The organism is Parachryseolinea silvisoli (genome assembly GCF_021190955.1).
GTDB lineage: Bacteria > Bacteroidota > Bacteroidia > Cytophagales > Cyclobacteriaceae > Ohtaekwangia > Ohtaekwangia silvisoli.
Genome location: NZ_JAIOAO010000004.1, coordinates 221165 through 244176, shown reverse-complemented (window position 1 = coordinate 244176; position 23012 = coordinate 221165). Strand labels below are relative to the sequence as shown.

Genomic DNA, 23012 nt, shown 5'->3' with positions numbered 1-23012 from the left:
TACCGCCATGAGATTATTGTTCGTTCTAGTTTTTTTCAGTACCGCGGCCGTGGCGCAAGATTCGGACCGTTACGATCAGGCGGTGCCGCACCAAGCCATCAAATTCAGCCCGGGCCATCTATTGATCAACTACCACCCTACCGTCGAGTTTGCCTACGAGCAACGCATCGCCCCCCGCTGGACGATCCAGGGTGAATATGGCCAGATCGTAAACCTTCAGGGCACCCACCGGGGAAACAGGATCGACGACGCCTGGGACAGCGACCGAAAAGGTTATAAGGCCAAGTTGGAAGCACGGTACTACGTGTATGCTACGCAACGTGCGCGCTTTGTCTGGTACACCGCCGGTGAGCTGTATTATAACAATATCAATTATAAAAAACAGCTGATGACCTACGAGTACTACGACGAGACCAAGGATGCCCTCTATGAAAAGACCTATCGCCAACGAGTCTACCACGAAGAAAAAGGGCTCAGCGGAAAGTTTGGCTTTCTCTGGAACATGGGTCCTGTCCTGCTCGATGTAAACGGTGGCTTGTGTTATCGCTTTATCCACTACAGCAAAATACTTCCAGCGTTTGACCTGGACGACGACTCATTTTTCGAATTTAGCAACGACGAGACATCACGTGACGAAGCGGGGCTGGTTTTGGGTGTACGAGTAGGTTACCGTTTCTCCTGGCGACGATCCGAATAACGACGGAAACGCCACAACGGTCTGAACAGGCCATGCTGTCTGATTTTGTATCGGAGGAGTAGCTTTCACTTTTTCTTTGCTTTCTTTCCCACGAACGTCGGCATCTGGCGTTAATCTTGTCAGCACATACGTATAGGTCCGCGCCTCCGTGTGTACAGGTTGAACAGACGCGGCCTTCTTTTCGTACTGGTATACCATCTGTGGCGCTTTGGCTGTCCGAATATCCATCGTCTCGCCATCAACGGCCGGTGTACTCTTTCGCGCCGGCGCGTGCTCTGACTGCGTTCTTATTGTCGTAAACTTTATTTTACGCACAGGTTCCTGAGCAACAACGTCCGCTTCACGCTCATCGTCATTGCCTTCCGGCGTTTCTTCCACAGATGCCGCGCGACCACGCAGCGCCATGATTTTTGCCGCGCCGAAACGTTTCACTTCTTTGATCCGACCACCCTCGCGCAGTGATCCAAATTCAATGCCGATCGACAACACCAATGTCCACCCTTCCTCAGGCGGCATCTGATCCATGGAAAGTTGTAGTGTAGTAGCATCCATTCCTTCCAGCGATGGATGCCATTCCGTCGAAGCATGTACTCCGAAGGCGCTGCGATTATACCAGGTGTGCGGCGAATACTCCTTCTTGGCAACGTCAAAGAATAAGTCAGGTACAATGCCTAGCGTGGCGGTAATGCGAAATGAGGCGTGGTTATTCTGCGGAAAATAGTTTATACTGTGTATCAATTCGGGTATATCGACGCGGGCGCTGAGGGTGGCGCGGTCGAGGGTATAATATACCGGGTTGCGCACGATGGAGTCAAAGCGTGGCATTTCCTGGGTAGTTGAAAAACCTTCCAGTATGCGGGCATGATCAGACAGTATGATGTTTCGGCGCCCCCAGTCGCTGGTACCATCCAGCAACTGCACGCGGCGCATGATGCTGTTGATGTCACTGCCAAAATTATAGTCTGCCAGGCGCCGGATCGGGTTCATCGTCATGCGCACATGCCAGCCCATGCGCGAGCATCCGCCGAACTCGGACATTGTACGGCGCGTATTGATAAAGTTAGCGCCGTTTTTAAGCTCGTTCGGGTTTGGTCCGCCCTTGCGCCGCACAACGATCTTCGAACAACCACGCATGCGATAGGCGCTCAAATCGCCTAATTTACCCGTGAATGTAATCCCCTCCAGAAATGGCATAATCAATTGGTTTCGTAGTGAACATCCTATAACAACTGGCACCTCGTGAGAAACGAGCGTGCCCGATTCGAAAGTAGCAAAAGTCAGCACGCAGCCTATCAATTGTATAATTTAAATTTTAAGGAAATGGAAAATAGTATAAGATATTCAAGAGCTAATAAGCTATTTGTTATCTATTGAATATCTATTACTAAATAACTCATTATCTATTGCTTATATAATAAGCTGCCTGACCACTGATAAACACCTTACCGGAATTATACAGTATACCTTTACGTTGTGTCGAAAAGGCTGATCTGTTCTATAAACAACCGATTGATTGAACAAAAAACACATAACCTGGTACTTTCGTACCTGAAAAATCAGGTATACCCGGACGATTCGAATTCCGAGAGCGTCTACAACACCTTTTGCAGAAAAACGGCCGTATAATTCAACACCGGTGTAAACCAAGGCTCAAAAAGGCAAAATGTGTGGGGTGTATCCGGAAAAGTATGCACTTCCGTATAAATGCCATACCGCTGCAGAATTGCCATATAGTCTTCACGACCGGCGTGCATGCGGGCTACGCTGCTATTAAGAAATAACGTGGGTGGTGACTGTTTACCGGCATAGGTCAACGCCGATGCCTGCCGCCAAAGGTCGGGGTTCTCCGCGCGTGTATAGCCAAACCAATTTGTAGCAGCCGAGATCGACCTGGTGTCGTCACCTTCACCCGACTCGGGGTGTATAAAAGCCAATATGCCGTCGATGTTTACCACGGCCTGTATGGCGCTGCTATAGTCCATGTTGCGGGTGCTGTCGTCGAGGGCCGGCACGTTGGTGGCACTGCCGAGTAAAGCGGCGAGCTGGGCACCGGCAGAAAAGCCGAGCGCAGCGATGCGTGTGGGGTCGGCGTGATAGGTAGCCGCGTTTGCACGGATCCAGCGGATGGCGGCTTTCAGATCATGGACAGCCGCCGGATAGAGCGCATCGGTTGACAACCGGTACGATACGGTAAAGCACACAAACCCCCGCGCGGCCAATCGCTGCGCCAGGGGTATGTGTTGTTGCCGGTTGCCCGAGCGCCAGCCGCCGCCATGGATGATCATGACGGCCGGTAAAGGCTTCCGGCCATGCTCAGGATAAAATACATCCAGCTGCAGGGTATAGCCACCGATGGTAGTATAAGGCACGTTGCGCGCTTGTTTCACACCCGGCGGTACACTGTCGGTGACGAGCATGATGGACGGATATTGCTTGCGCGCCTGGCGATACGCGCTGGCATTGTTGAACGACGTGTCGGCCCGGTGAGTAAGACCCTCCGTGCGTTGCGCGTAGCCCGTGAGCGGCAGCAACAATATCGCCAGCCATAGTCTATACAGTGCCATGACACAATATACATATTGTCGTGCGGTTTCCCGCCGGGATGGCATGTGCCTTTTATTTCCGGCCCAGCAGGTTGTCGAGCGCCCAGGTATTGCTGGTCAGGAAGTTTAGCAAAATGGCGGCAAAGGCCACGTGGATAAACTGTGATGGCAGCGCCTCCCAACTCTCGATCAGGCAGGTGCCCAGGATAAGGAGCAACATCAAAACGCCGGCGGCGACAAGCGACAGGCGTGTAAAGAGTCCCGCGACGAGCAGCAGGCCGATGACGAATTCCAGGATAGGCAAGGCATAGGTGAAGGGTGTGACGAGGGCGGCGGGCAGCATGGACTTTTGAAAGGCGCCAACCATTCCCTGCGAGAAGCCCGCAAGTTTGGGAAGACGTACCAGGCCGTGGCCTAACAGGCTGGCACCGAGGGCCAGGCGGAGCAATAAGAAAGACGTTGTGTTCATGAAATACGTTGTTTTACGCAACAAAGGTGGAGACAATTTCAGCGTCGGGATAGAACATTTCGGGGGATGATCTGTACATTTACAGGTCATGGAAGTCAGGAATCTTCATCAGCCGTTTGCGTTGGAGCTTTTGGAAACCGACGCTTACGCCGTGCGCGAGCACCGGAAAACATTTTTCGAGCTGGTCTTTATTCTCGAAGGCGAAGGGATACAAACCATTAATACACACCAGCTGGCGTATGCCGCCAACAAGATGTTTCTGATCTTTCCGCAGGACAAACACAGCTTTGAGGTAAAGGCCTTTACCAAGTTCTTCTTTATACGCTTTAATGATAGCTACCTTAAAACGCAAGGCCGCGCATGGGTACAAAAGATGGAGTTCATCTTTCACCATCACAACCACCTACCGGTATGCATATTGAAGAACACCCCCGACAAACACCTGATTCGCGCGTTGGTCGAAGCCCTCATACGCGAGCAGGCCAATGACCACCCGCATAACCACGAGGTGATGGCGCAGCTTGTCAATACCATCATTACCATCGCTGCCCGTAATCTCACCCTGCAGGTTGACGAAGGGCCTTCCAAGCCGTTCTCCGACACGTCCCTCCCCCTGCTAAGCTATATTCACGAACATATCTATACTCCCGAACAGCTGAAGATCGAAAAGATCGCGACACGTTTTAATCTCTCGCCCACCTATATCAGCGAGTATTTCAAGAAGTTGACGGGCGAGTCGCTGCAACAATATATTACCGGCTATAAGCTCAAGCTGATCGAAACACGCCTGCGTTATACAGACATGCGGATTCGCGAGATCGCCGACGAGTTTGGCTTTGCCGACGAAAGCCACCTGAACCGCACCTTTAAGAAACACGCGGGCGTTAGTCCTACCGTATTCCGGAAAAAATCGATGGCCGGGCAAAAGCTCGTGGCCGGTGCGTAGTATTACAATGTCAGTGTGTCTGTGTAGCGATTGTTAAAACGATCGCTACACACTACTTCAAAGTTTTTAGTGCCTGCCGGCGGTTTGATGAAGAACAGGTGATCGGTGAGCGAGGGATCTACCCAGCTGCGCGGCACCGGCTTGGTGGCGCCTTCGTGTAGCTCGACGGACCATGGATCGAGCTCAGTGCGCTGCTCGGGACTGCCGAGGGATTTGCCGTCGGCAAAACACTCGATCTTCCAGGCTTTGTCCCAGTTCCACACGTTGATGCATACTTCGTCGTGGAATACGCGGTGGCGGCCCGGCACATAGGCGCGTAGCTGGTGCTCTTTCGGGCGGCCGGTGGCCTTGTAGTACCACTTCAGGTCGTTGCCATCTACTTCGTATACACCATAACCGCTGGGTGTTCCGTCGCTGCAGATGGGGCCGGTCCACCAGGCACCACAGACTGCGCCGTGGTTGTGCTCGGTGATGTTGTTCTCCGTCCATTTTTCGTTTACGTGCGCGTGGCCGGAGAGGATGTGTACGTTGTATGGCTTCAACAACGTATACAGGCGCTCGCGGTTCAATACGACGCCGCCCATGTCGTCGGCATCTTCTTTATAGCGGCGACGCTTGCCTGTGTTGGTGGGAATGTGCAGGCTTACCACGACCGTAGTACCGGCCTTGATGTTTTGTAGGTCTTGTTCGAGCCATGCAAGCTGGCGCTCGTCCAGGTAACCGATGTATTTTTTGTCTACGCCGACGAAGAACACATCGTCGAGTACGACATAGTGGATCTTGCCGCGGTTGTAGGAATAATACGACGGGCCGAAGTTTTTCTCAAAGGTTTTGGACGAGCCTTCGTCGGTGCGAGCTTCGAGGTCCATGTCGTGGTTACCGATGACCTGAAAGAATGGTATGCCGCTTTGCGCGATGGCTTGTTTGTAGTCGGCAAACAACTCGAACTTATCCCACACCAGGTCGCCGCAGCCGATGCCGTGAAAGAGCGTGCCGGCAGGGTATCCGCTCACCAGCGCCTTCAGGTCGGGGGCCGACTGGGTCAGCAGTTTCTGCGCGTCGTCTTTGGATTGTATCTGGGGGTCGGCCCACAAGACAAAAGCGTGTTTGTCGTCGCTGCCGGGAAGGGCTTGCAGTGTGAAGTCGGCTGTGAAAGTCTTCTGACGGTGGTCGATCGCGCGATAAAATTGGGTGATGCTCTGCTCGTGCGGAAATGCATAGCCCGCCGGCAGCGACATATATACGTACGAAGCAGTCTTGTTGCTCAGCAGGGTGTATTCGCCCCTGGCGTTGGTCTGCACGACGTTGATGCCGTCGGTGATGGCAACGCCGGCCAGGCCTTTCCCATTGGCCAGGACACGTCCCTTGAGCTGTGTGGTGTTGAGGTCGCGGTTGGCGCCCACGAGGCGCTGGGCCTGGGTGACAACCGGAGCGATGGCGACAGCACCCAACACGCCCAATCCTTTGATAAAGTCTCTTCGTATCATATATAGTTTAAAAAATCAGGTTACGTGCAAAGATTGGGAGGATTGCCAGGCGAACGGGTATGCAGGGCATTAAGTTTCTATTAATTATAACGCCAGGCTATGGCTGACCTTGACCCGGTCCATGACCACGTGGGTATAAAAGTGCTTAACATTGCTGTTGTCCATGAGCCATTTTTTCACAAAGGCTTCGTACTCCTGCATGGTACGTGTGTTCACCATGAGAATGAAGTCGTAGTTGCCGGTGACAAAATAACATTGCTGCACTTCGGGTTGCGCCAGCATGGTGGCTTTAAATTTATCGAGCGCTTTGGAGTTCCCCTGTTCAAGGATGACGTCGACAATGCAGGTGATAGCGATGCCGGCGACGGCTGGCGCGATGATGGATACATCGGCTTCGATAATCTTGTCTTCGCGCAAGCGTTTCAATCGCCGCTGCACGGCCGATGCGCTAAGGCCTACTTCCTGCGCAAGCTCGTCGGCGGTGAGCCGGTTGTTTTGTTGCAGCAACCGGAGAAGGTGTTTATCGAACTGATCAACGTCCATGCGTTTTTTACCCGTTTAGGATATTAAAGATAAAGTAAAAAAGCGTTTGCCCTCCGTCTTTGCAGAAATCACGCCCGGCGCCACCGGTAGTTTTGCATCCTTAAACTTTTACGATTACGCTTATGAATCAACCAACTTTATCCAAAGACTTATCTGTCGCCCCGTTTACTCCGGCCGAGGTCGATGCGCTGCGGCGCGACACACCGGGCTGTAGTCATGTTGTCCATCTCAACTATGCCGGCGCCGGACTGATGCCAACGCCCGTGATCCAGGCCCTGCATGACCACCTCGACCTGGAAGCTCGTATCGGGGGTTATGAAGCCGCGGCCCTGCGCGAGCCTGAAGTACGATCCTTCTATACGCAGGCCGCCCAGTTGCTCAACACCAAGCCCGGCAACATAGCGTTTACATCGAGCGCCACCGATTCGTATAGCCGTGCGCTGTCGTCTATTCCCTTCCGGAGGGATGATGTGATCTTAACTACTCAAGACGACTTTGTCTCCAACCAGATTCAGTTCCTCTCCTGCCAGAAACGGTTTGGCGTGCGGGTGGTGCATGTGGAGAATGCGCCGGAGGGCGGCGTATCGTTAGAGGATCTTGACGTAAAGCTGCGCGTGCTGCGGCCGCGGCTGCTGGCCATTACCCACGTGCCGACCAATGCGGGACTGGTGCAGCCGGTATATGCTATCGGAAAGATCGCTGCCCAATATCCGGAGACCTATTATCTGTTGGATGCCTGTCAATCGGCCGGCCAGATGACGCTCGATGTACAACGTTTACACTGTGACTTTCTGAGTGTGACGACGCGTAAGTTTTTGCGGGGACCTCGTGGCACCGGCTTCCTCTATATATCTGACAAGGCCTTGCAGGCAGGACTTGAACCATTGTTTCTGGATATGCGCGGTGCCACCTGGAAAGAGAAAGATCGCTATGCGCCACAACCGGATGCTACGCGTTTTGAAGACTGGGAGTTTGCGTATGCGTTGGTATTGGGTAGCAGCAAGGCAATCGAATATTGTTTGGCGATAGGCGAAGACCGCATCGAGCAACGCGTCAAGATGCTGGCCAACAATCTGCGCCAAGGGTTACAATCTCTGCCGGGCGTGCGGGTATTGGACCGTGGTCCGGATGTTTGCGGGTTGGTGACTTTTACGGTGATAGGTGGCGAGCCGGTTTCGTTGGTGCAGCAAATGCGGAATCAGCATATTAATATCGTTCCAAGCTACCGCGATTTTGCGGTGCTGGACTTTGATGAAAAGGGCGTTTCCTGGGCGCTGCGGGCGTCGCCGCACTACCTGACGACGGACCAGGAGCTCAATCTTTTCTTGTCGTTTTTTGAAAAAACAATCCAATAGAGGATTAAAAAAGACCCATATCACCCACAACACGGTACCGGTATGGGTCTTTAGGGTATTTTTTACAGGCACTGCCCCTAAATTTTTTAAATTTTCATACCTATTGGGTGATTCCGTAATTATGCCCCGCACACGATCGAAAACGTTATTCTGAACTTTCAAAACCTTGTGCTTACGCACACACTGTTGCATGTGTGCGTGCACGCACACTCGCTTTCGCTTGTTTTAGTTTCAAAACATTATATCTTTACTAAGTAATCGATACGCACAAAATTCCGCTTGAGCGTGTCGATTCAAAATATTTACTAACCCAAAACCCAAACTACAATTATGAGAAGAAGTCTACGACTTACGTCTTTGCTGTTCTTGTGGCTAACAACAGCAGTGGCGTATGGGCAGAGCGTGACTGGCAGGGTCACGTCTGCGAGTGACGGAAGTGCCATGCCGGGAGTATCGGTTCTATTGAAAGGTTCGACTGTTGGTGCGGCGACGGATACCGAGGGGCGTTTTACCCTGAGTGTCCCGGATGTGTCGAACGCGACGCTTACTATTTCGTTTATCGGGTATGCCACCCAGGATGTACCACTGGCCGGCCGGACGTCCATTGACGTGGTGCTGACGGAGGATATCTCCCAACTGAACGAAGTGGTTGTCACGGCGCTTGGTGTGCAGCGTGAGGCAAAGACGCTGGTGTACTCTACCCAGACGGTTAAGGCGCAGCAATTGACAGAAGTTCGCGATGCAAACAACTTTGTAAACTCGCTGCAGGGCAAGATTGCTAACGTGCAGATCACGCAGGGCTCGGGTGGCCCGGGTAGTGGGGCACGTTTTGTCATGCGTGGTAACCGCTCGCTACAGGGAAGCAACAATGCGTTGATCGTGGTCGACGGTATTCCTATCAACAACGTATCGCTTTCTCCTGCGAGCAACGACTTCGGCGCGGTACAAAACTCCGACGGAGCTTCCAACATCAATCCGGACGATATCGAGTCGGTCACTGTTCTTCGCGGTGCCTCTGCCGCTGCTCTCTACGGCAGCGAAGCAGGTAACGGCGTTGTGGTCATTACGACAAAGAAGGGTACGAAGGATAGATTCACCGTTAATATAAACTCAGGGATAACAGCTGAAAAGCCGTTTACTCTTCCAGCCGTACAAAATACATATGGACAGGGTATAGAGGGAGCGCTAACAATGGCATCCGGTAACAGCTGGGGTGCACGTATGAACGGGCAGACCTATACGAATCTCATGGGCCAAGAGCGTACCTACAGTCCTCAAGAGGACAATATCAAGGATTTCTTCAAGACAGGCGTAACCTTGAACAACTCCATCAGCGTACAAGGTGGTTCGGAAAAAATGCAGACGTATTTGTCGTACACCAATAACAATGTGAAGGGGATTATACCCAACAACGACTTGAAACGGCACACGACAACGGTGCGCCTGACCAACCAGATCAGCAGCAAGTTTTCCACGGATGCGAAATTGACCTATATCTACCAGGACATCGATAGCCGCCCTCGTACGGGTGAAGAAAACGCGCCGGTAAGCGACCTCTACCAGGTGCCCCGGAGTATGAGTATTGGCGATGTTAAACAATACCTGGCTCCTATCGAAGTAGGCACCCCGGCGCCGGCCCCCTGGCCTGCCACGCTCTCGTCCATTTATCAAAATCCTTATTGGATGACAGAGATGACGAGCATCAATGAGACACGAAACCGCATCATGGGTTTTATTTCCGCGAAATATGAATTCAGCAAGAAGTTCGGGATTTCGGGCCGCGCCAATTTGGACAAACAAATTGACATGGGGAATTCAAAATACTCGGACGGCACGTTGTTATGGGCCACGACAGCCGGCGGTCTCTACGAACGCATGGACATGGTCGCCACTCAACAGTGGTATGATCTGAATTTTTACGGTGCGTTTGATCTGAATAAAGATTTAAAGCTGGACTACCGCGCCGGTGCCATCTACCAGGACAAACAACATGAGCGCAACGTTTCGCAGGCGAACGGCCTGAACGTCCCCAACCTGTTTCTCATGTCGAACGGAAAGTCTTTTAATTATCCTTACGACGCATCAAATCTCTTTCACCAACAGGTGCAGGCAGTTTTCGGACAGTTAAGCTTTGCGTATAAGGAAGCCATTTTCTTAGAAGTAACAGGCCGGAATGACTGGTTCTCGTCACTTCCTGATCCGTATAATGTGTTCTACCCGTCGGTCGGCCTTTCAGGCGTGATCTCCGATCTGGTGACAATGCCACAGGCAATATCGTTTCTTAAACTAAATGCAAACTTCGCCGTGGTAGGTAACGGAGGCCAGCCATTCATTATCAATCCATCGTATCCATATGAAGCTGGTGCAGGCAATGGCTTTCTGCACCGTCAATACACACAGGCTCTTGCAGACTTAAAACCCGAAGAGGTAACCAATATCGAGTTCGGGTTTGATGCACGTTTCCTGGAAGGGCGTCTCGGGCTTACATTTTCCTACTATAAGAGTAACTCCCGCAACCAACTTCTTCAAGCACGTCAACCTGTTGGCACAGGCTATGAATCCAAGTACTTCAACGCCGGTAACATTCAGAACCAGGGCATCGAAGCCGTGTTGAGCGGTACTCCTGTCAAGAGCGGAGATTTCAGCTGGGATATTACCTATAACTTTGGTTTAAACCGAAACAAGGTAATTGAAATAGACCCTTCTCTTCCGGACGGCGAGTTTTTCCTGGGAGGCGGCACCGGCTATGGCCGCCTGGCGACTCCCATCGCTGTAAAAGGCGGGAGCTATGGTGATCTGTATGGCAAACACTGGGTTCGCAACGACGACGGCCAATTGGTGGTAACGCCTAATGGTCTGCCGACTACCGACGGCCAGCATACACGCCTGGGCAACTTCAACCCGAAGGCTACCATGGGTATTACAAACTCCTTCACCTATAAGAACTTCTCGGCACGCGTGCTGATAGACGGTCGTATCGGAGGCATCGTGGTTGACGCAACCGAGATGAACCTGGCTAACAGTGGCATCGCCGAAGTAACGGCCAGCAACCGCGAGGAAGGCTGGAACCTTGGTGGTGTTGATTCCAACGGCACCCCTGTCGCAACCAACGTTACAGCCGAACAATTCTGGTCGGCCGGTGACAACGTCGTTGCCGGAAAACGTTATGGTGTAGGCGAGGTATTTGCCTATGATGCCACCAACTTCCGCATCCGCGAGTTGAGCATCGGCTATAACATACCGGTTCCTTCCAACTTTTTGATCCGTTCAGCTAAATTTTCGATCGTCGCCAGAAACCTGGCCTGGCTGTACCGCGGCGAGTCGCTTCTGGATATACCCGGACTTGGCAAACGCAAGATGCAAATAGATCCCGATATGAGCATGGGCAATGGTAACTATCAAGGAATTCAGATTGCAACGCTTCCTTCTACGCGCAGCCTGGGTTGTAATCTGACACTTACGTTCTAAGCATTCAATGACAATACTTATGAAAAAAACAAAACGCTATATACTCCGCGCCACCTGTATGTTGTTGGGCAGTTGCATGTTGTTGCTGGCGTGTACGGAGAGCTACGAAAGCATCAATACCGACAAACGAAATGTGACCGTGATGACGGCAGCGGAAATTCCGTTCCTGTTCAGCAAGGCCTTGTCGGTGGCCCCGAACAACCAGAACAATTACCAGATCGCACAGAACCTTTTTGCCGACCAGTATGCGCAATATTTTGCCTGTACCGCGAGCTCCTTCGGGTCTGACCGTCTGGTCATCAACCAGAACTGGGTGGGTGCCGCCTTCAATCCGATCTACACGCAGGTTGCACCACAACTGGATGCTATATTTCAACTGACGGATCCTTCCAGTGCAGAATACCAATTGGCCAGCATCTGGTGGGTATATGCATTCCACCGGGTGACGGACTATTGGGGCCCAATCCCTTACACGCAGATTTTACAAGACAGTGAGGTCGTACCGTATGATGCACAAGACGCAATCTACAATAACTTCTTTGAACGACTATCCGCTGCCGTTACTGTGCTGGAGGGGAAACGTACAGAGACTCCGTTCGGAAACTATGACATCCTGTATGGCGGTGATGTAGACCTTTGGATAAAATTCGCCAATACACTACGGCTTCGGCTAGCCATGCGCATTTCAAACGTAAACCCGGAGCGTGCGCAAACCGAGGCGGAAGCCGCCGTTGCCGGTGGTGTGATGGAAGAGAGCCCTGCCGACGACGCGCTGGTACAGCGTTCGCTGAACGGCGGCGATGGCAACGGACTGGCTATTATGCAGTGGAACGAATTTCGCATGAGCGCATCGATGGAATCGGTCCTGAAAGGATACGAAGACCCGCGTATATCGGAATATTACCTGGATCACCCTGTGGTGATCGGCGGCACGGAAGTTCGCCGCGAATATGACGGTGTACGTAACGGTATGACTCCTGGTCAGATGGCAGCGGCTGTTAACCATACGGATTCGCTTTCCCAGCAGGGACCCCGCTGGTCGCCTGTATCGGTCGGTGGTATAGCAACCTACAACTCTACACCTCAGAATGTTATGTGTTCTGCAGAGGCCTGGTTCCTGCGCGCAGAAGGCGCTCTGAAAAACTGGAATATGGGCGGCGGCACACCTCAGGAATACTATGAGGCGGGCATCACCCAGTCTTTCCTGCAATGGGGCTTCACGGCCGGTCAAGCCGCGGCATACGCCGCCAGTGGCAACACACCCACCGAGCCCGACGATTTCTTCAACTCGCCGGCGATGACGGATATTCCCGTTGCATTCGGTAGCACCCTGGAAGTCCAGGAAGAGCAGATAGCCACCCAGAAATGGATCGCGCTCTTCCCCGACGGAGTGGAAGCCTGGGCCGACTACCGCCGCAGTCATAAACTGAAACTGTACCCGGTGGTAAACTCCGACAACCCGCTGATTGGAAACCCTTCTTCGCAATGGCTTCGCCGCATTCCGTTCCTCGAATCGGAGCGCGGGATCAACCCCGAAGGCGTTGCCACTGGCGAAGCTTTGCTCAACGGCCCGGATGACACGCAGACACCGCTGTGGTGGGACGTCATTCCACGCAATTAATGCTCAAAAATCCTCGATAAAAAAGGTCAGGCGGTATACACTGCCTGACCTTTTTCATTTTTATCTTTCGGTACACCTGAACCTTATCCCTTCGCGGCATGAAATCCATTTGCCTCTTACGTTTCATTCCTTTGCTTTGCGGCGCCGTGCTTATCGCTGGCTGTAAACACGACGCTACAACTTCATCGGCCCCTACCCTCTTTGAAGAAATTGCGCCGCAACAATCGGGTGTGACGTTTACCAATACGGTGCGTCAGCAAGGTGACAACCACGTATTGAACTACCCCTACTTTTTTAACGGCGGCGGCGTGGCCATCGGTGATCTGAATAACGATGGCTTACCTGATCTCTATTTTTCGGGCAACCAGGTAGCCAACACACTATACCTCAACAAGGGCAATTTTACTTTTGAAGACATTACGGCCCAGGCAGGTGTGGCCGTGCCACAGGGTTGGAAGACCGGTGTGACACTGGCCGATGTAAACCAGGATGGTTGGCTCGATATATATGTATGCCGCTCTGCGCGAACGGACTCTACGCTACGTAAAAATTTGCTCTTCATCAATAACCACGACCTGACCTTTACGGAGCAGGCAGCACAGTATGGCGTGGCCGATGACTCTTATTCTACACAAGCGGCATTCTTTGATTACGACAAAGACGGAGACCCCGATTTGTTTGTACTCAACCACTCCATCCCGAAGTACGGCGGCTTTAGCAAACTACTGGCTGGTCTTAAACATCAGAAGGGCGATAAGTTTGGCAGCCGCCTGTACCGGAACGACGGCGGCAAGTTTACGGATGTGAGCGAAAGCGCAGGGCTCATCAATAACGTCTTGAGCTTTGGACTAGGTCTGGCGATTACAGATTTCAACAACGATGGATGGTCGGATCTGTATATCTCCAACGACTTTAATGAAGAAGACTATTTATATATCAACCAACGTAATGGCACGTTTAAAAATACCATTACAACTGCCACAGGGCACGTATCGTTATTCTCGATGGGCTCTGACGCCGCAGACATCAACAACGATGGCTTGACTGACCTCATCACACTCGACATGTTGCCTGAAAGCAACGAACGCATCAAACTTTCGTCGGGTGATGACAATTACGACAAGTATAATTTGCTTCTGGAAGCAGGCTTTCACGACCAGACCATGCGCAATATGCTGCAGATCAATAACGGCGACGGTACGTTTTCAGAAGTCGGGCAGCTGGCCGGTGTTTCGAATACCGACTGGAGCTGGGCTGCTTTGTTTAACGACTACGACGGTGATGGCTGGAAGGATCTATACATCACCAACGGTTATGAGAAAGATTATACCAACATGCAGTTCCTGAAGTTTACGGTAGACGAGCAGGTGAAGGCCCGTACCACCGGCACCGCGCCCAACCTGCAGTTAATCCTGGACCAAATGCCGTCCATTCAGGTTGGCAACTGTGTGTTTAAGAACAATGGTAACCTGACATTTAGCAAAATGAATACAGACTGGGGCATAACGCGGTTGTACAAATCGAACGGTGCGGCGTATGCCGACCTGGATAACGACGGCGACCCCGACCTGGTGGTCAATACCTTGAACGAGCCAGCCGTGCTATATCGCAACCGCAGTGTGGAAGATCATCAGGCCAGATTTCTGACCGTAGACCTGCGGAAGCATAATGCCGGTCGCTCGCTCGCGGGTACGCAGGTGACGGTATACCAACCGGGTCGTGTCCAGCACTATGAGTTCGAACCGGTGCGGGGGTTTCAGTCGTGCAGCTACACGCCTATGCAGATCGGCCTGGGCGCCGACAGCGTGGACTCGGTGCGTATTACCTGGCCGGATAATAAAAGTCAGCACTTTACAAAAATCTCTACCGTGCTGGAACCAGAGTATGCACAAGCCACTACTTTCTATCACTATTCGCCTACTGCAAAGCCGTTGTTCATGGCGACCCAGGCCCCCGGCTGGCAACATGTTCCGCCCAGGGTGAATGACTTTAAGCGTCAGTTTCTGTTGCCGCGGATGTACTCACGCTCGGGTCCGCGCATGGCGCAAGCGGATATCAACCACGATGGGTTGGAAGATCTCTACCTTTGCGGGCCGCAAGGCCAGCGTGGCACCTTGTTGCTGCAACGGAAAGACGGCACGTTTACGGAAGCGACTGTGTCGGTGTTTGAGCAGGATAAGGCGTACCAGGATGAAGATGCTGCCTTTTTGGACGCCGATGGCGACGGCGATGCAGATCTGTACGTGGTGAGCGGTGGCTATCAGTTCCAACCGAACGATGCCCTGCTACAAGATAGACTATACCTGAACGATGGCCACGGGCAGTTTACACGCGGTACATTACCAACGGAAACGCTGGCAGGATCATGCGTTGCTGTACTGGATGCGGACGGCGACAAGGACATGGATATATTTGTCGGCACCGGTATAACGCCGGGACAATACCCCATCGCCTCGGCCAGCGTATTGCTGATCAATAATGGTAAGGGCACCTTTACTTCGAGTACGGATGGCGTATTTACCGGATTGGGCATGATACGCGACGCGAAGGCGGCGGACATCAATCGTGATGGTAAGACCGATCTGGTCGTGGCCGGTGAATGGACACCCGTGCGTACGCTGATCAACCAGGGCGGCGCAGCGTTTGCTGATGCTACGGCTACCTTCTTTGCCGGGAACACGTCGGGCTGGTGGAACTGTCTGAAACTGGAGGACCTGGACAGCGATGGTGATGTCGATATCGTAGCCGGTAACTATGGGGCGAATCATCAGTACAACGTTACAGCGGAACACCCCGCGACGCTGGTCTATAAAGACTTTAATAAAGACAACCAGATCGATCCTTTCTTCTGTTATTATATAGGCAATCAGTCCTATCCGTTTGCCAGTCGCGATGAAGCGCTGGGGCAAGTGACGTTCCTTAAGCCACGGTTCAACGATTACACATCGTATGCCAACGCTACGCTGAGCACGATGTTTACCCCCGAAGAGCTGGACGGTGCGACGACGCTTTCCGCGCCCTTCTTATATACGGCCTATTTCGAAAATCAAGGCGGCCGATTTGTACAGCACGCATTGCCTGTTCAGGCACAGTTTGCGCCGGTATATGCTATTGCTACCAGTGATGTAGATCACGATGGCGACTCCGATCTGATCCTGGCAGGCAATGAGACAAACGTGCGTGTTCGTGTCGGCCGGTCGGATGCGCTCAGCGGTGCGGTGCTGTTGAATGATGGCAAAGGAAACTTTTCCTATCTACCTCAAAACCAGAGCGGCTTGCAGCTGCGGCATGATACGCGGGCACTTGCGGTGATTGCCACCGGGGGCTCGACTTTACTAATGAGTGGCGCTACCGGACAACCTTTGACATGCTATCGCCTGACGCAACGGCCACTCCCGTAAAATCATATACCTATACTGTATCCTATACCAAAAACGGCCACGACGAGAACTGATATCGCCGATTATACCGTTCATGTAAATATCGGTGTATGCCAGCGGCGTACACCGTATATTAATTTCACGTTAGCTATATACTCGTTATGGAAACAATACAACCTCTACGACAAAAGGAACGACTTTTCATTTTGGATGCCATTCGGGGCATTGCCCTGTGTGGCATCCTGATACTGAACATCGGTGGCTTTGCCCGGCCGCATCAGGCTTCGCGCCACCTATTAGTCTACAACGAAACATCCCCCGTGGATCTTGCCTCCTGGTACGTTACCAACTTCCTGGTGGAAGGGTCTTATCGCGGGTTGTTTTCGATGCTGTTTGGCGCGGGCATGTTGTTGCTCGTACACCGGCTCGCCAAGCAACACACGGGTCTTGCCGCAGCCGATATTTATTATCGGCGACTGATCTGGCTGTTGCTCTTCGGCTTGTTTAATGCATACGTATTGCTGTGGTTCGGCGATATTCTCTATGCGTATGCGCTTTGCGGACTGTTTTTATTTCCTTTTCGTAATAGTTCTGTTAAGCTGCTGCTGGTACTCGCGGTTTTTTGCTTTGCGGTGACGGTCTATAAAGGTTGGTCCCGCACCACCGAACGACTGGCGGTGCGCGAACGGGCACTCGCAGCCCTGGCACTTGAGAAACAGCAGAAGCCGCTGACCGACAAACAACAAGAGGACCTTAAAGCCTGGAAGACAATCGAAGAAAAAAGCAGCGTTGCCAAACTGCGCGAGGGCGCCGGGAAGAAGATCAACGAGATGCAAAAGTCCTATCCCGAAGTTTGGGAACACCTGGCCCCGATGATACGGGCATTTGAAAGCACCAAGATCTATGACGCCTTTTTCTTTGACGTGATGTTGTTCATCTTTCTGGGCATGGCCTTCTATAAGACGGGCATCCTGACCGGCGACAAACCTTTGTGGCTGTATGGCGTGTTTGTCGTCGTGGGGTATACGCTGGGATTCGGCTGGGGTATACTGGAAGGGAACGCCTACCACGCGGCGAATTTTGATTATTACCGGTACTTGGAGATCCGGCCTATCAAGATCGAGATATACCAGTTACACCGCTTGTTGGTGACATGCGGGCACATCGGATTAATCGTGCTGGCGTGGAAGAGCGGCTGGATGGATTGGTTTCTCAACGCTTTTGCTAACGTGGGACAGCTGGCATTTACCAATTACCTGATGCAGTCGGTGCTGTGCACCTTGTTCTTTCACGGCTATGGTTTGGGATTTTACGGTAAGCTTACCCGCAGCGAGCTTTGGTATGTTGTTGTGGGCGTGTGGGTGTTTCAGATTATCTTCAGCGCGATATGGCTGCGGTATTTTCTGTACGGGCCGTTGGAGTGGGTGTGGCGGAGCTTGACGTATTGGAAGCGGCAGCCGTTGGTGCGGCCTGTCTCAGGAACGATGGTAACTGCAGCATAACACTTCGGTTATCGCTGTAAAAACAGAAAGGGCGCCTGATCCAGACGCCCTTTCGTGTATTTGGAACTACTAGAAATTTGCTTTGTCAACATCCCACCAGAGGCGTGTGCCGCCAGTATTCGGACCCTTCAGGCGGGTAACCGCATTGTCGACGGCAGTACGGTTGGTCTGGAACTCAGCCTGAGGATACGGAAGTCTTCTGATCTGGACGTCCGTGTCGATCGAGCCACCACTTCTATTGACGTAAACCGGGAACAGCTTGGGATAGCCTGTGCGGCGGAATTCCGTCCATGCTTCCATGCCTTCGGGGAACATGGCAATCCATTTCTGGGTTATGATGCGCTCGAACTTGCGTTCATCGCTATCACTGTTGTCCCAGGCGATGGTGATGTTAGACATTGCGTCAATGTTGCGCTCGTCGTTCAACGGATCTACGTAATCAGCTTGTGTGCTGGTGTTGTCGGACAGGTAGCTGCCGATATTGGCACCCCACTGCTGCATCGATACCTGCACACCCTTTTCATAGTTCGCTTGCGCGTCACCTGCGCCAGCCCAGCCGCGCAGGGCAGCTTCCGCTCTCAGGAACCATACTTCGGCAGCAGACATAACGTGCTGGGCACGTGTCTGGGTAAATGTCGCCGTGTTGAGACTCGAGTAGGGCGTGTATCTCGCTTTCTCGACGATATCGGAACCTATCCGAATACCGATGTACTGGCCGGAGAAGTCGGGATCACCGGCGGCAGGAGTCGTTGTCTGCGCTACGTATATTGGCAGACGCGGATCGTTATATCCCTGCAGGTACGTGATAACGGATGCGTTGACGCGGTTATCAGCCCACTGCTCGGTAATCATGAACAGATCGCTTGTACCGTTGGTCACCTCGCGGGCGGCATCGTCGGCGGGTACTTCCATCAATCCGCCAGCGTGGGCGAGCGCCTTTTCTCCTTCACGCTTGGCAACTTCGGGAGCTACCTTTGCGATGTGCATAGCAAGACGCAGACGCAACGAGTTAGCAAACTTGATCCATTGGGTATAGTCACCTTCGTAGAACAGGTCTACCGATTCGAAAGGTTTCTGACCGTCGTTGGCAGGATTGCTTACGAATGCTCCAAGGTTATTTACGGCAGTATCGAGTTCCAGGAAGAACTGGTTATAGATATCCGACTCGCTGTCGTAGGCGATGTTCGTAGCGGACTTCCCTGCCGCACTATACGGAATAGGACCGAATTTCTCCGTTACGCGGTGCATAGCCTCGACTTTCATGATCAACGCGACAGCCCACAGGTCCGGGTTGGTTTGACCCAGGCCGCTGCGCTGCATCTGGTCGATATTTCGTAACACGAATGTATACATACCTTTAAAGGCATTGTTGTTCCAGCCGTCTACCAAACCGTAGTTCAGGTTGTTTTGAAACGAAAACGGGTTGGGGGACATCATATAGCCCGCGTATGCATCGGCACCCAGGTTCTGTGCCGTTTGATAGTCGTGGAACAGCTCGTGCTGCATCGTGGGAAACAACAGCTTCGCATCGTCACCCACGCCGGTGTTATCCGTATTATAATCTTCGAAGTTGTCCGTACAGCCCACCATTGCAGCGGCTGTCAGGAGTGCCAGAATATATTTTTTCATAGCTATGTAGTCTTTTATCGTTAGAGAGTAACATTAACCGAGAAACCGATATTGCGGGTCGCGGGCTGGCTGAAAATGTCTACACCGGAAAGACCGTTACCCGTCGAGAGTGTGAGTTCAGGGTCGAACGGAGCATCTTTGGAAATGTAGAACAGGTTACGACCGATGAGCGAGAAGCGGAGGCTTTTCACCACATTGCTTTTCATCGGGAACGTATAGCCGAGCGATGCTTCGCGCAGGCGTACAACGGTAGCGTCATACATGTATTGACCCATGATACCGTTGGGGCCGCCGGTAGTGCCGTACCATGCCTGGGCATCGACCGTCGAAACAGCTTCGCCTTCGGGGTTAACAGCATTTACGCGTATACCACCTTGCGCTCTTGCATCACCCGTTCTTTCCGAAACACCATACTGGTCCATGAGGGCTTCTGTCATCGACAGTACCTTTCCGCCGAAGCGGCCGTCTACAAGGACGTTGAGTACGAAATTACCGTAGTTAAACGTGTTGGTCCAGCCCATAGAGAACTTGGGGGTAGCGTTGCCGATGAATTCGAAGTTCGTCGTACGACGGGGAGCTCCGTTTGCATCGAGCATAACACGACCTTGCTCGTCGCGCATCAGCTGGTAACCGTAGATGTCGCCGATCATACCACCAACTGCTACCTGACCGAGGTAACCAAGGTTGTTGTTTCCTGTAACGACGAGGTTATTGATACCGCGGTCGGCAGCGATATCGATCACTTCGTTTACGTTACGTGAGCCGTTTAGCGAAGTATTCCAGGAGAACTTTTCACCGCGGATCACATCGTAGCCTACCAAAAATTCAAAGCCTTTGTTTTGCACTTCACCTGCGTTGATGTACGCGGTTTCGTAGAGGCTGGCGGCAGACGGTATCACCGGAATGAACTGGTTGAGGGTATTCGACTTGTAGTAGTTAAACATCACACTGAGGCGGTTGTCAAAGAACTTAAGGTCGGCACCAGCCTCGTACGTGCGGGTACGCTCGGGCTTGAGGGTAGCAAACGCCATCACACGACGCAGGTCTATCGCACCGGTGCTAGGATTGGTATAGTTTTGCGGATTCGTCACGTACAGCGGTACGGTGTTACCTACTTCAGCATAGTTCACGCGAACTTTCGCGAAGGTGATAGGCGAAGGCAGATCTACTGCATCCGACAGAACACCGGAGAGACCTACCGCAGGATAGAAGAACGAAACATCCGGTGTGTACGACAGGTTTGAAGACCAGTCATTACGGGCGGTGGCATTCAGATATAACCACTCGTGGTAACCAACATTAACCGTTCCGAACACAGATTGCAACTGTGTGTGGTTTTCGGGAATCGTCTTGGTGGCATTCATGTCACCGCTAGCCAGTACGTTTTGTGCCACGAAGAAGTTCGGGTTTCTCAGGCCAAGGCTACCGGGGCCTGTCTCCAGTCCAACGCGGCGGCTATCGGTAATGGAAGTACCTACGAGACCGTCAACTTTGATGGCACCTTCCATCGGAAGATTGAATGTCAGTAACGCATCGCCGTATTTTTGTGAAAGCGTCTGAGAATTGTACACGTAGAAGCCGTTGGGCGAACCGCCCGTCAAAGTAGCATGCGTACCAGAATACATCTTCGCTTCGAAGATATCTTCAATGTGGTCCATGTTGCCGCGGAGTTGCAGGCTGAGGTACTTATTGAATTCATACTTCACACTGCCTGACAGCAAGTACCGCTTGCGGTTTGCTTCGTTGGTATTTCTGTTAGCGACCCACCACGGGTTCTGACGAATATCTTCGGTATCGATCCAGTTCTGACGATCGTAGCCTGTTGCGCTGCTTATCTCATACTGATTTTTGTACGGCATGATGTCGGCGTTACGCGGGAACAGGTACAGGCCTACAAGTGGATTGAGGTAAAGACCTGCATTCGGTGCGTTGTCGATCGTTTGCGTGGTATAGTTGATGCTGGCATCTACACTCAGTTTCTTGTCCAGGAATTTGGCCGTCTCACGCAGGGAGATGTTGTTACGATCCAGATCGTTGGTCGGCATAACACCCTTTGCGCGGGTGTTGGCATACGAGAAGTATGTTTGCGCGATCTCGTTACCGCCTGACAGACTGAGGGAGTTTGTCCAGTTTGTACCCGTGCGGAAGAATTCGTCCGTGTTACGCTCACCGGTCCCCGCTGCAGCTGCACCCCAGCTTTGTTTCGCGGTTGCTGTGGTTCCGCCATAGGCATTCTGGAAATCGGGCGTATACGCCACGGTGCTTGCAGTGAAGGTCGAGTTGAAGTTTATTTGCGTCTGGCCTTCTTTGCCCTTCTTGGTGGTGATGAGGATCACACCGTTGGCAGCCTGGCTACCGTAGAGGGCCGCTGCAGAAGCGCCTTTCAGTACGCTGATGTTTTCGATATCGTCGGGGTTAAGCGTAGAAATCACGTCACCACCGTCGACGCTGGTCGAGCCACCGTAAGCGCTGTTTGGCTGCCCATTGGAGTTACCGCTGTTCGTCACAGGAATGCCGTCTACTACATACAGCGGCTGGTTAGAGCCGGAGAGTGAACGGTTACCGCGTAGCGTAACTTTGCTTGAACCACCCACACCGGATGCGCTAGGCGAAATGTTTACGCCAGGCACTTTACCGTTCAGGGTGTTCATGAGGTTATCTGTTTTTACGCGTGTCAGCTCGTCGCTGCTCACTTGTTGCGTAGCATACGTAACCGTTTTTTCAGAGCGCTTCACACCGAACGCGGTGACGACCACCTCGCCAAGTGAAAAGATGTCTTCCGTCATGGCGACGTCAATCTGTGTTCTGTTGGCGACTGCTACTTCTTCTGTACCGTAACCGATAAAAGAGAAGACGAGCGTACCTGTTGCGAGAGCCGGGTTGCTGAGGGTGTAGTTACCATCAGCATCGGTAGATGTTCCGATTGTCGTGCCTTGCAGCACAACCGAAACACCGGGCATTCCATTCCCTTCAGAAATGGACGTGACTTTTCCAGTAACCGTCTGCGCACCTGCGTAGGCACACACCAGCAACAAGAAAACTGTCAGCGGGATGCGAAACGTTGTTTTCATAAACATGTTAGCGTTTAATATTGTTAAGTTAGTTGCGGTTATTGCTAAACGCTTTTAGCTTACAGCTAAACCTATTTAGCAAAACGGGCGCAAAGTAGAATGTGCGAAAATGAAAAACAAGGACATACAACAATCGTGGACGCCAACGCTTACAACGTGTGCGTACACAATGTACTGTCCGGTTTGGAAAAGAGGGTTTAACGCACGGATTAGGGCATCCGGCCTTGCGGTGCATGTAAGATTAAATTTGCACGGCGCACATCTTCTTAATTTTTTAATGCGGCTACTTACCGTAATCTGG

The 23012-nt window shown here is 52.2% G+C and carries 14 protein-coding genes; 7 read left to right on the top strand and 7 right to left on the bottom strand.

Translation table 11 applies throughout. The annotated features are described in order from the left end of the window. Positions 1-7 precede the first annotated feature (7 nt). The gene (locus K7P01_RS23995) at positions 8-697 is read left to right on the top strand and encodes a hypothetical protein (protein ID WP_267297121.1); all 690 of its coding nucleotides are present in this window, start codon (positions 8-10) and stop codon (positions 695-697) included. Here K7P01_RS23995 and K7P01_RS23990 read toward each other — a convergent pair. From K7P01_RS23990 to K7P01_RS23980, 3 genes are all read right to left on the bottom strand, one after another. Beyond that, complete coding sequence (locus K7P01_RS23990; RefSeq protein WP_267297120.1) at positions 626-1891, bottom strand: hypothetical protein; 1266 nt, start codon at positions 1889-1891, stop codon at positions 626-628. The genes K7P01_RS23995 and K7P01_RS23990 overlap by 72 nt on opposite strands. Before the next feature lie 398 nt (positions 1892-2289). Continuing rightward, the gene (locus K7P01_RS23985) at positions 2290-3261 is read right to left on the bottom strand and encodes an alpha/beta hydrolase (protein ID WP_267297119.1); all 972 of its coding nucleotides are present in this window, start codon (positions 3259-3261) and stop codon (positions 2290-2292) included. 52 nt (positions 3262-3313) lie between these two features. Beyond that, on the bottom strand, positions 3314-3709 hold the full coding sequence (locus K7P01_RS23980; RefSeq protein ID WP_267297118.1) for a DoxX family protein: 396 nt from the start codon (positions 3707-3709) through the stop codon (positions 3314-3316). Positions 3710-3797: 88 nt separating this feature from the next. Here K7P01_RS23980 and K7P01_RS23975 point away from each other — a divergent pair, with 88 nt between their 5' ends. Next, positions 3798-4655 carry a helix-turn-helix domain-containing protein gene (locus K7P01_RS23975; protein WP_267297117.1) on the top strand — a complete coding sequence of 286 codons (858 nt, stop codon included), beginning with the start codon at positions 3798-3800 and terminating at the stop codon, positions 4653-4655. A 2-nt stretch (positions 4656-4657) separates the two neighbouring features. Here K7P01_RS23975 and K7P01_RS23970 read toward each other — a convergent pair whose 3' ends face one another. After that, positions 4658-6142 (bottom strand): calcineurin-like phosphoesterase family protein, encoded by a 1485-nt coding sequence (locus tag K7P01_RS23970; RefSeq protein ID WP_267297116.1) that lies wholly within the window; start codon positions 6140-6142, stop codon positions 4658-4660. 84 nt (positions 6143-6226) lie between these two features. Further along, positions 6227-6685, bottom strand: coding sequence for an Lrp/AsnC family transcriptional regulator (locus K7P01_RS23965; protein WP_267297115.1), 459 nt, complete (start codon positions 6683-6685; stop codon positions 6227-6229). Between the two features lie 122 nt (positions 6686-6807). On the opposite strand from K7P01_RS23965, the gene K7P01_RS23960 reads away from it, so the two are divergent. The 5 genes from K7P01_RS23960 (at position 6808) to K7P01_RS23940 (ending at position 18011) form a co-directional block, all read left to right on the top strand. Then, entirely contained in the window at positions 6808-8040 is a 1233-nt protein-coding gene (locus K7P01_RS23960) for an aminotransferase class V-fold PLP-dependent enzyme (protein WP_267297114.1), read from the top strand. Positions 8041-8370: 330 nt separating this feature from the next. After that, the gene (locus K7P01_RS23955) at positions 8371-11508 is read left to right on the top strand and encodes a SusC/RagA family TonB-linked outer membrane protein (RefSeq protein WP_267297113.1); all 3138 of its coding nucleotides are present in this window, start codon (positions 8371-8373) and stop codon (positions 11506-11508) included. A 19-nt stretch (positions 11509-11527) separates the two neighbouring features. Then, positions 11528-13129, top strand: coding sequence for a SusD/RagB family nutrient-binding outer membrane lipoprotein (locus tag K7P01_RS23950; RefSeq protein ID WP_267297112.1), 1602 nt, complete (start codon positions 11528-11530; stop codon positions 13127-13129). 98 nt (positions 13130-13227) lie between these two features. Beyond that, complete coding sequence (locus tag K7P01_RS23945) at positions 13228-16530, top strand: VCBS repeat-containing protein (protein WP_267297111.1); 3303 nt, start codon at positions 13228-13230, stop codon at positions 16528-16530. Positions 16531-16670: 140 nt separating this feature from the next. Then, a complete protein-coding gene (locus K7P01_RS23940; RefSeq protein WP_267297110.1) occupies positions 16671-18011 on the top strand; it encodes a DUF418 domain-containing protein in 1341 nt (446 codons plus the stop codon). A 69-nt stretch (positions 18012-18080) separates the two neighbouring features. On the opposite strand, the gene K7P01_RS23935 is transcribed toward K7P01_RS23940, so the two are convergent. Together K7P01_RS23935 and K7P01_RS23930 are read right to left on the bottom strand one after the other, a co-directional pair. After that, on the bottom strand, positions 18081-19640 hold the full coding sequence (locus K7P01_RS23935) for a SusD/RagB family nutrient-binding outer membrane lipoprotein (protein WP_267297109.1): 1560 nt from the start codon (positions 19638-19640) through the stop codon (positions 18081-18083). Positions 19641-19660: 20 nt separating this feature from the next. Beyond that, complete coding sequence (locus K7P01_RS23930) at positions 19661-22711, bottom strand: SusC/RagA family TonB-linked outer membrane protein (protein WP_267297108.1); 3051 nt, start codon at positions 22709-22711, stop codon at positions 19661-19663. Between the last annotated feature and the right edge of the window lie 301 nt (positions 22712-23012).

Excerpts from the sequence above, each read along its gene's own strand:
- K7P01_RS23975 (WP_267297117.1), top strand. The coding sequence starts at position 3,798 with ATGGAAGTCAGGAATCTTCATCAGCCGTTTGCGTTGGAGCTTTTGGAA.
- K7P01_RS23930 (WP_267297108.1), bottom strand. The coding sequence starts at position 22,711 with ATGAAAACAACGTTTCGCATCCCGCTGACAGTTTTCTTGTTGCTGGTG.
- K7P01_RS23945 (WP_267297111.1), top strand. The coding sequence starts at position 13,228 with ATGAAATCCATTTGCCTCTTACGTTTCATTCCTTTGCTTTGCGGCGCC.
- K7P01_RS23990 (WP_267297120.1), bottom strand. The coding sequence starts at position 1,891 with ATGCCATTTCTGGAGGGGATTACATTCACGGGTAAATTAGGCGATTTG.
- K7P01_RS23950 (WP_267297112.1), top strand. The coding sequence starts at position 11,528 with ATGAAAAAAACAAAACGCTATATACTCCGCGCCACCTGTATGTTGTTG.
- K7P01_RS23985 (WP_267297119.1), bottom strand. The coding sequence starts at position 3,261 with ATGGCACTGTATAGACTATGGCTGGCGATATTGTTGCTGCCGCTCACG.
- K7P01_RS23970 (WP_267297116.1), bottom strand. The coding sequence starts at position 6,142 with ATGATACGAAGAGACTTTATCAAAGGATTGGGCGTGTTGGGTGCTGTC.
- K7P01_RS23955 (WP_267297113.1), top strand. The coding sequence starts at position 8,371 with ATGAGAAGAAGTCTACGACTTACGTCTTTGCTGTTCTTGTGGCTAACA.
- K7P01_RS23980 (WP_267297118.1), bottom strand. The coding sequence starts at position 3,709 with ATGAACACAACGTCTTTCTTATTGCTCCGCCTGGCCCTCGGTGCCAGC.
- K7P01_RS23940 (WP_267297110.1), top strand. The coding sequence starts at position 16,671 with ATGGAAACAATACAACCTCTACGACAAAAGGAACGACTTTTCATTTTG.
- K7P01_RS23935 (WP_267297109.1), bottom strand. The coding sequence starts at position 19,640 with ATGAAAAAATATATTCTGGCACTCCTGACAGCCGCTGCAATGGTGGGC.
- K7P01_RS23965 (WP_267297115.1), bottom strand. The coding sequence starts at position 6,685 with ATGGACGTTGATCAGTTCGATAAACACCTTCTCCGGTTGCTGCAACAA.
- K7P01_RS23960 (WP_267297114.1), top strand. The coding sequence starts at position 6,808 with ATGAATCAACCAACTTTATCCAAAGACTTATCTGTCGCCCCGTTTACT.
- K7P01_RS23995 (WP_267297121.1), top strand. The coding sequence starts at position 8 with ATGAGATTATTGTTCGTTCTAGTTTTTTTCAGTACCGCGGCCGTGGCG.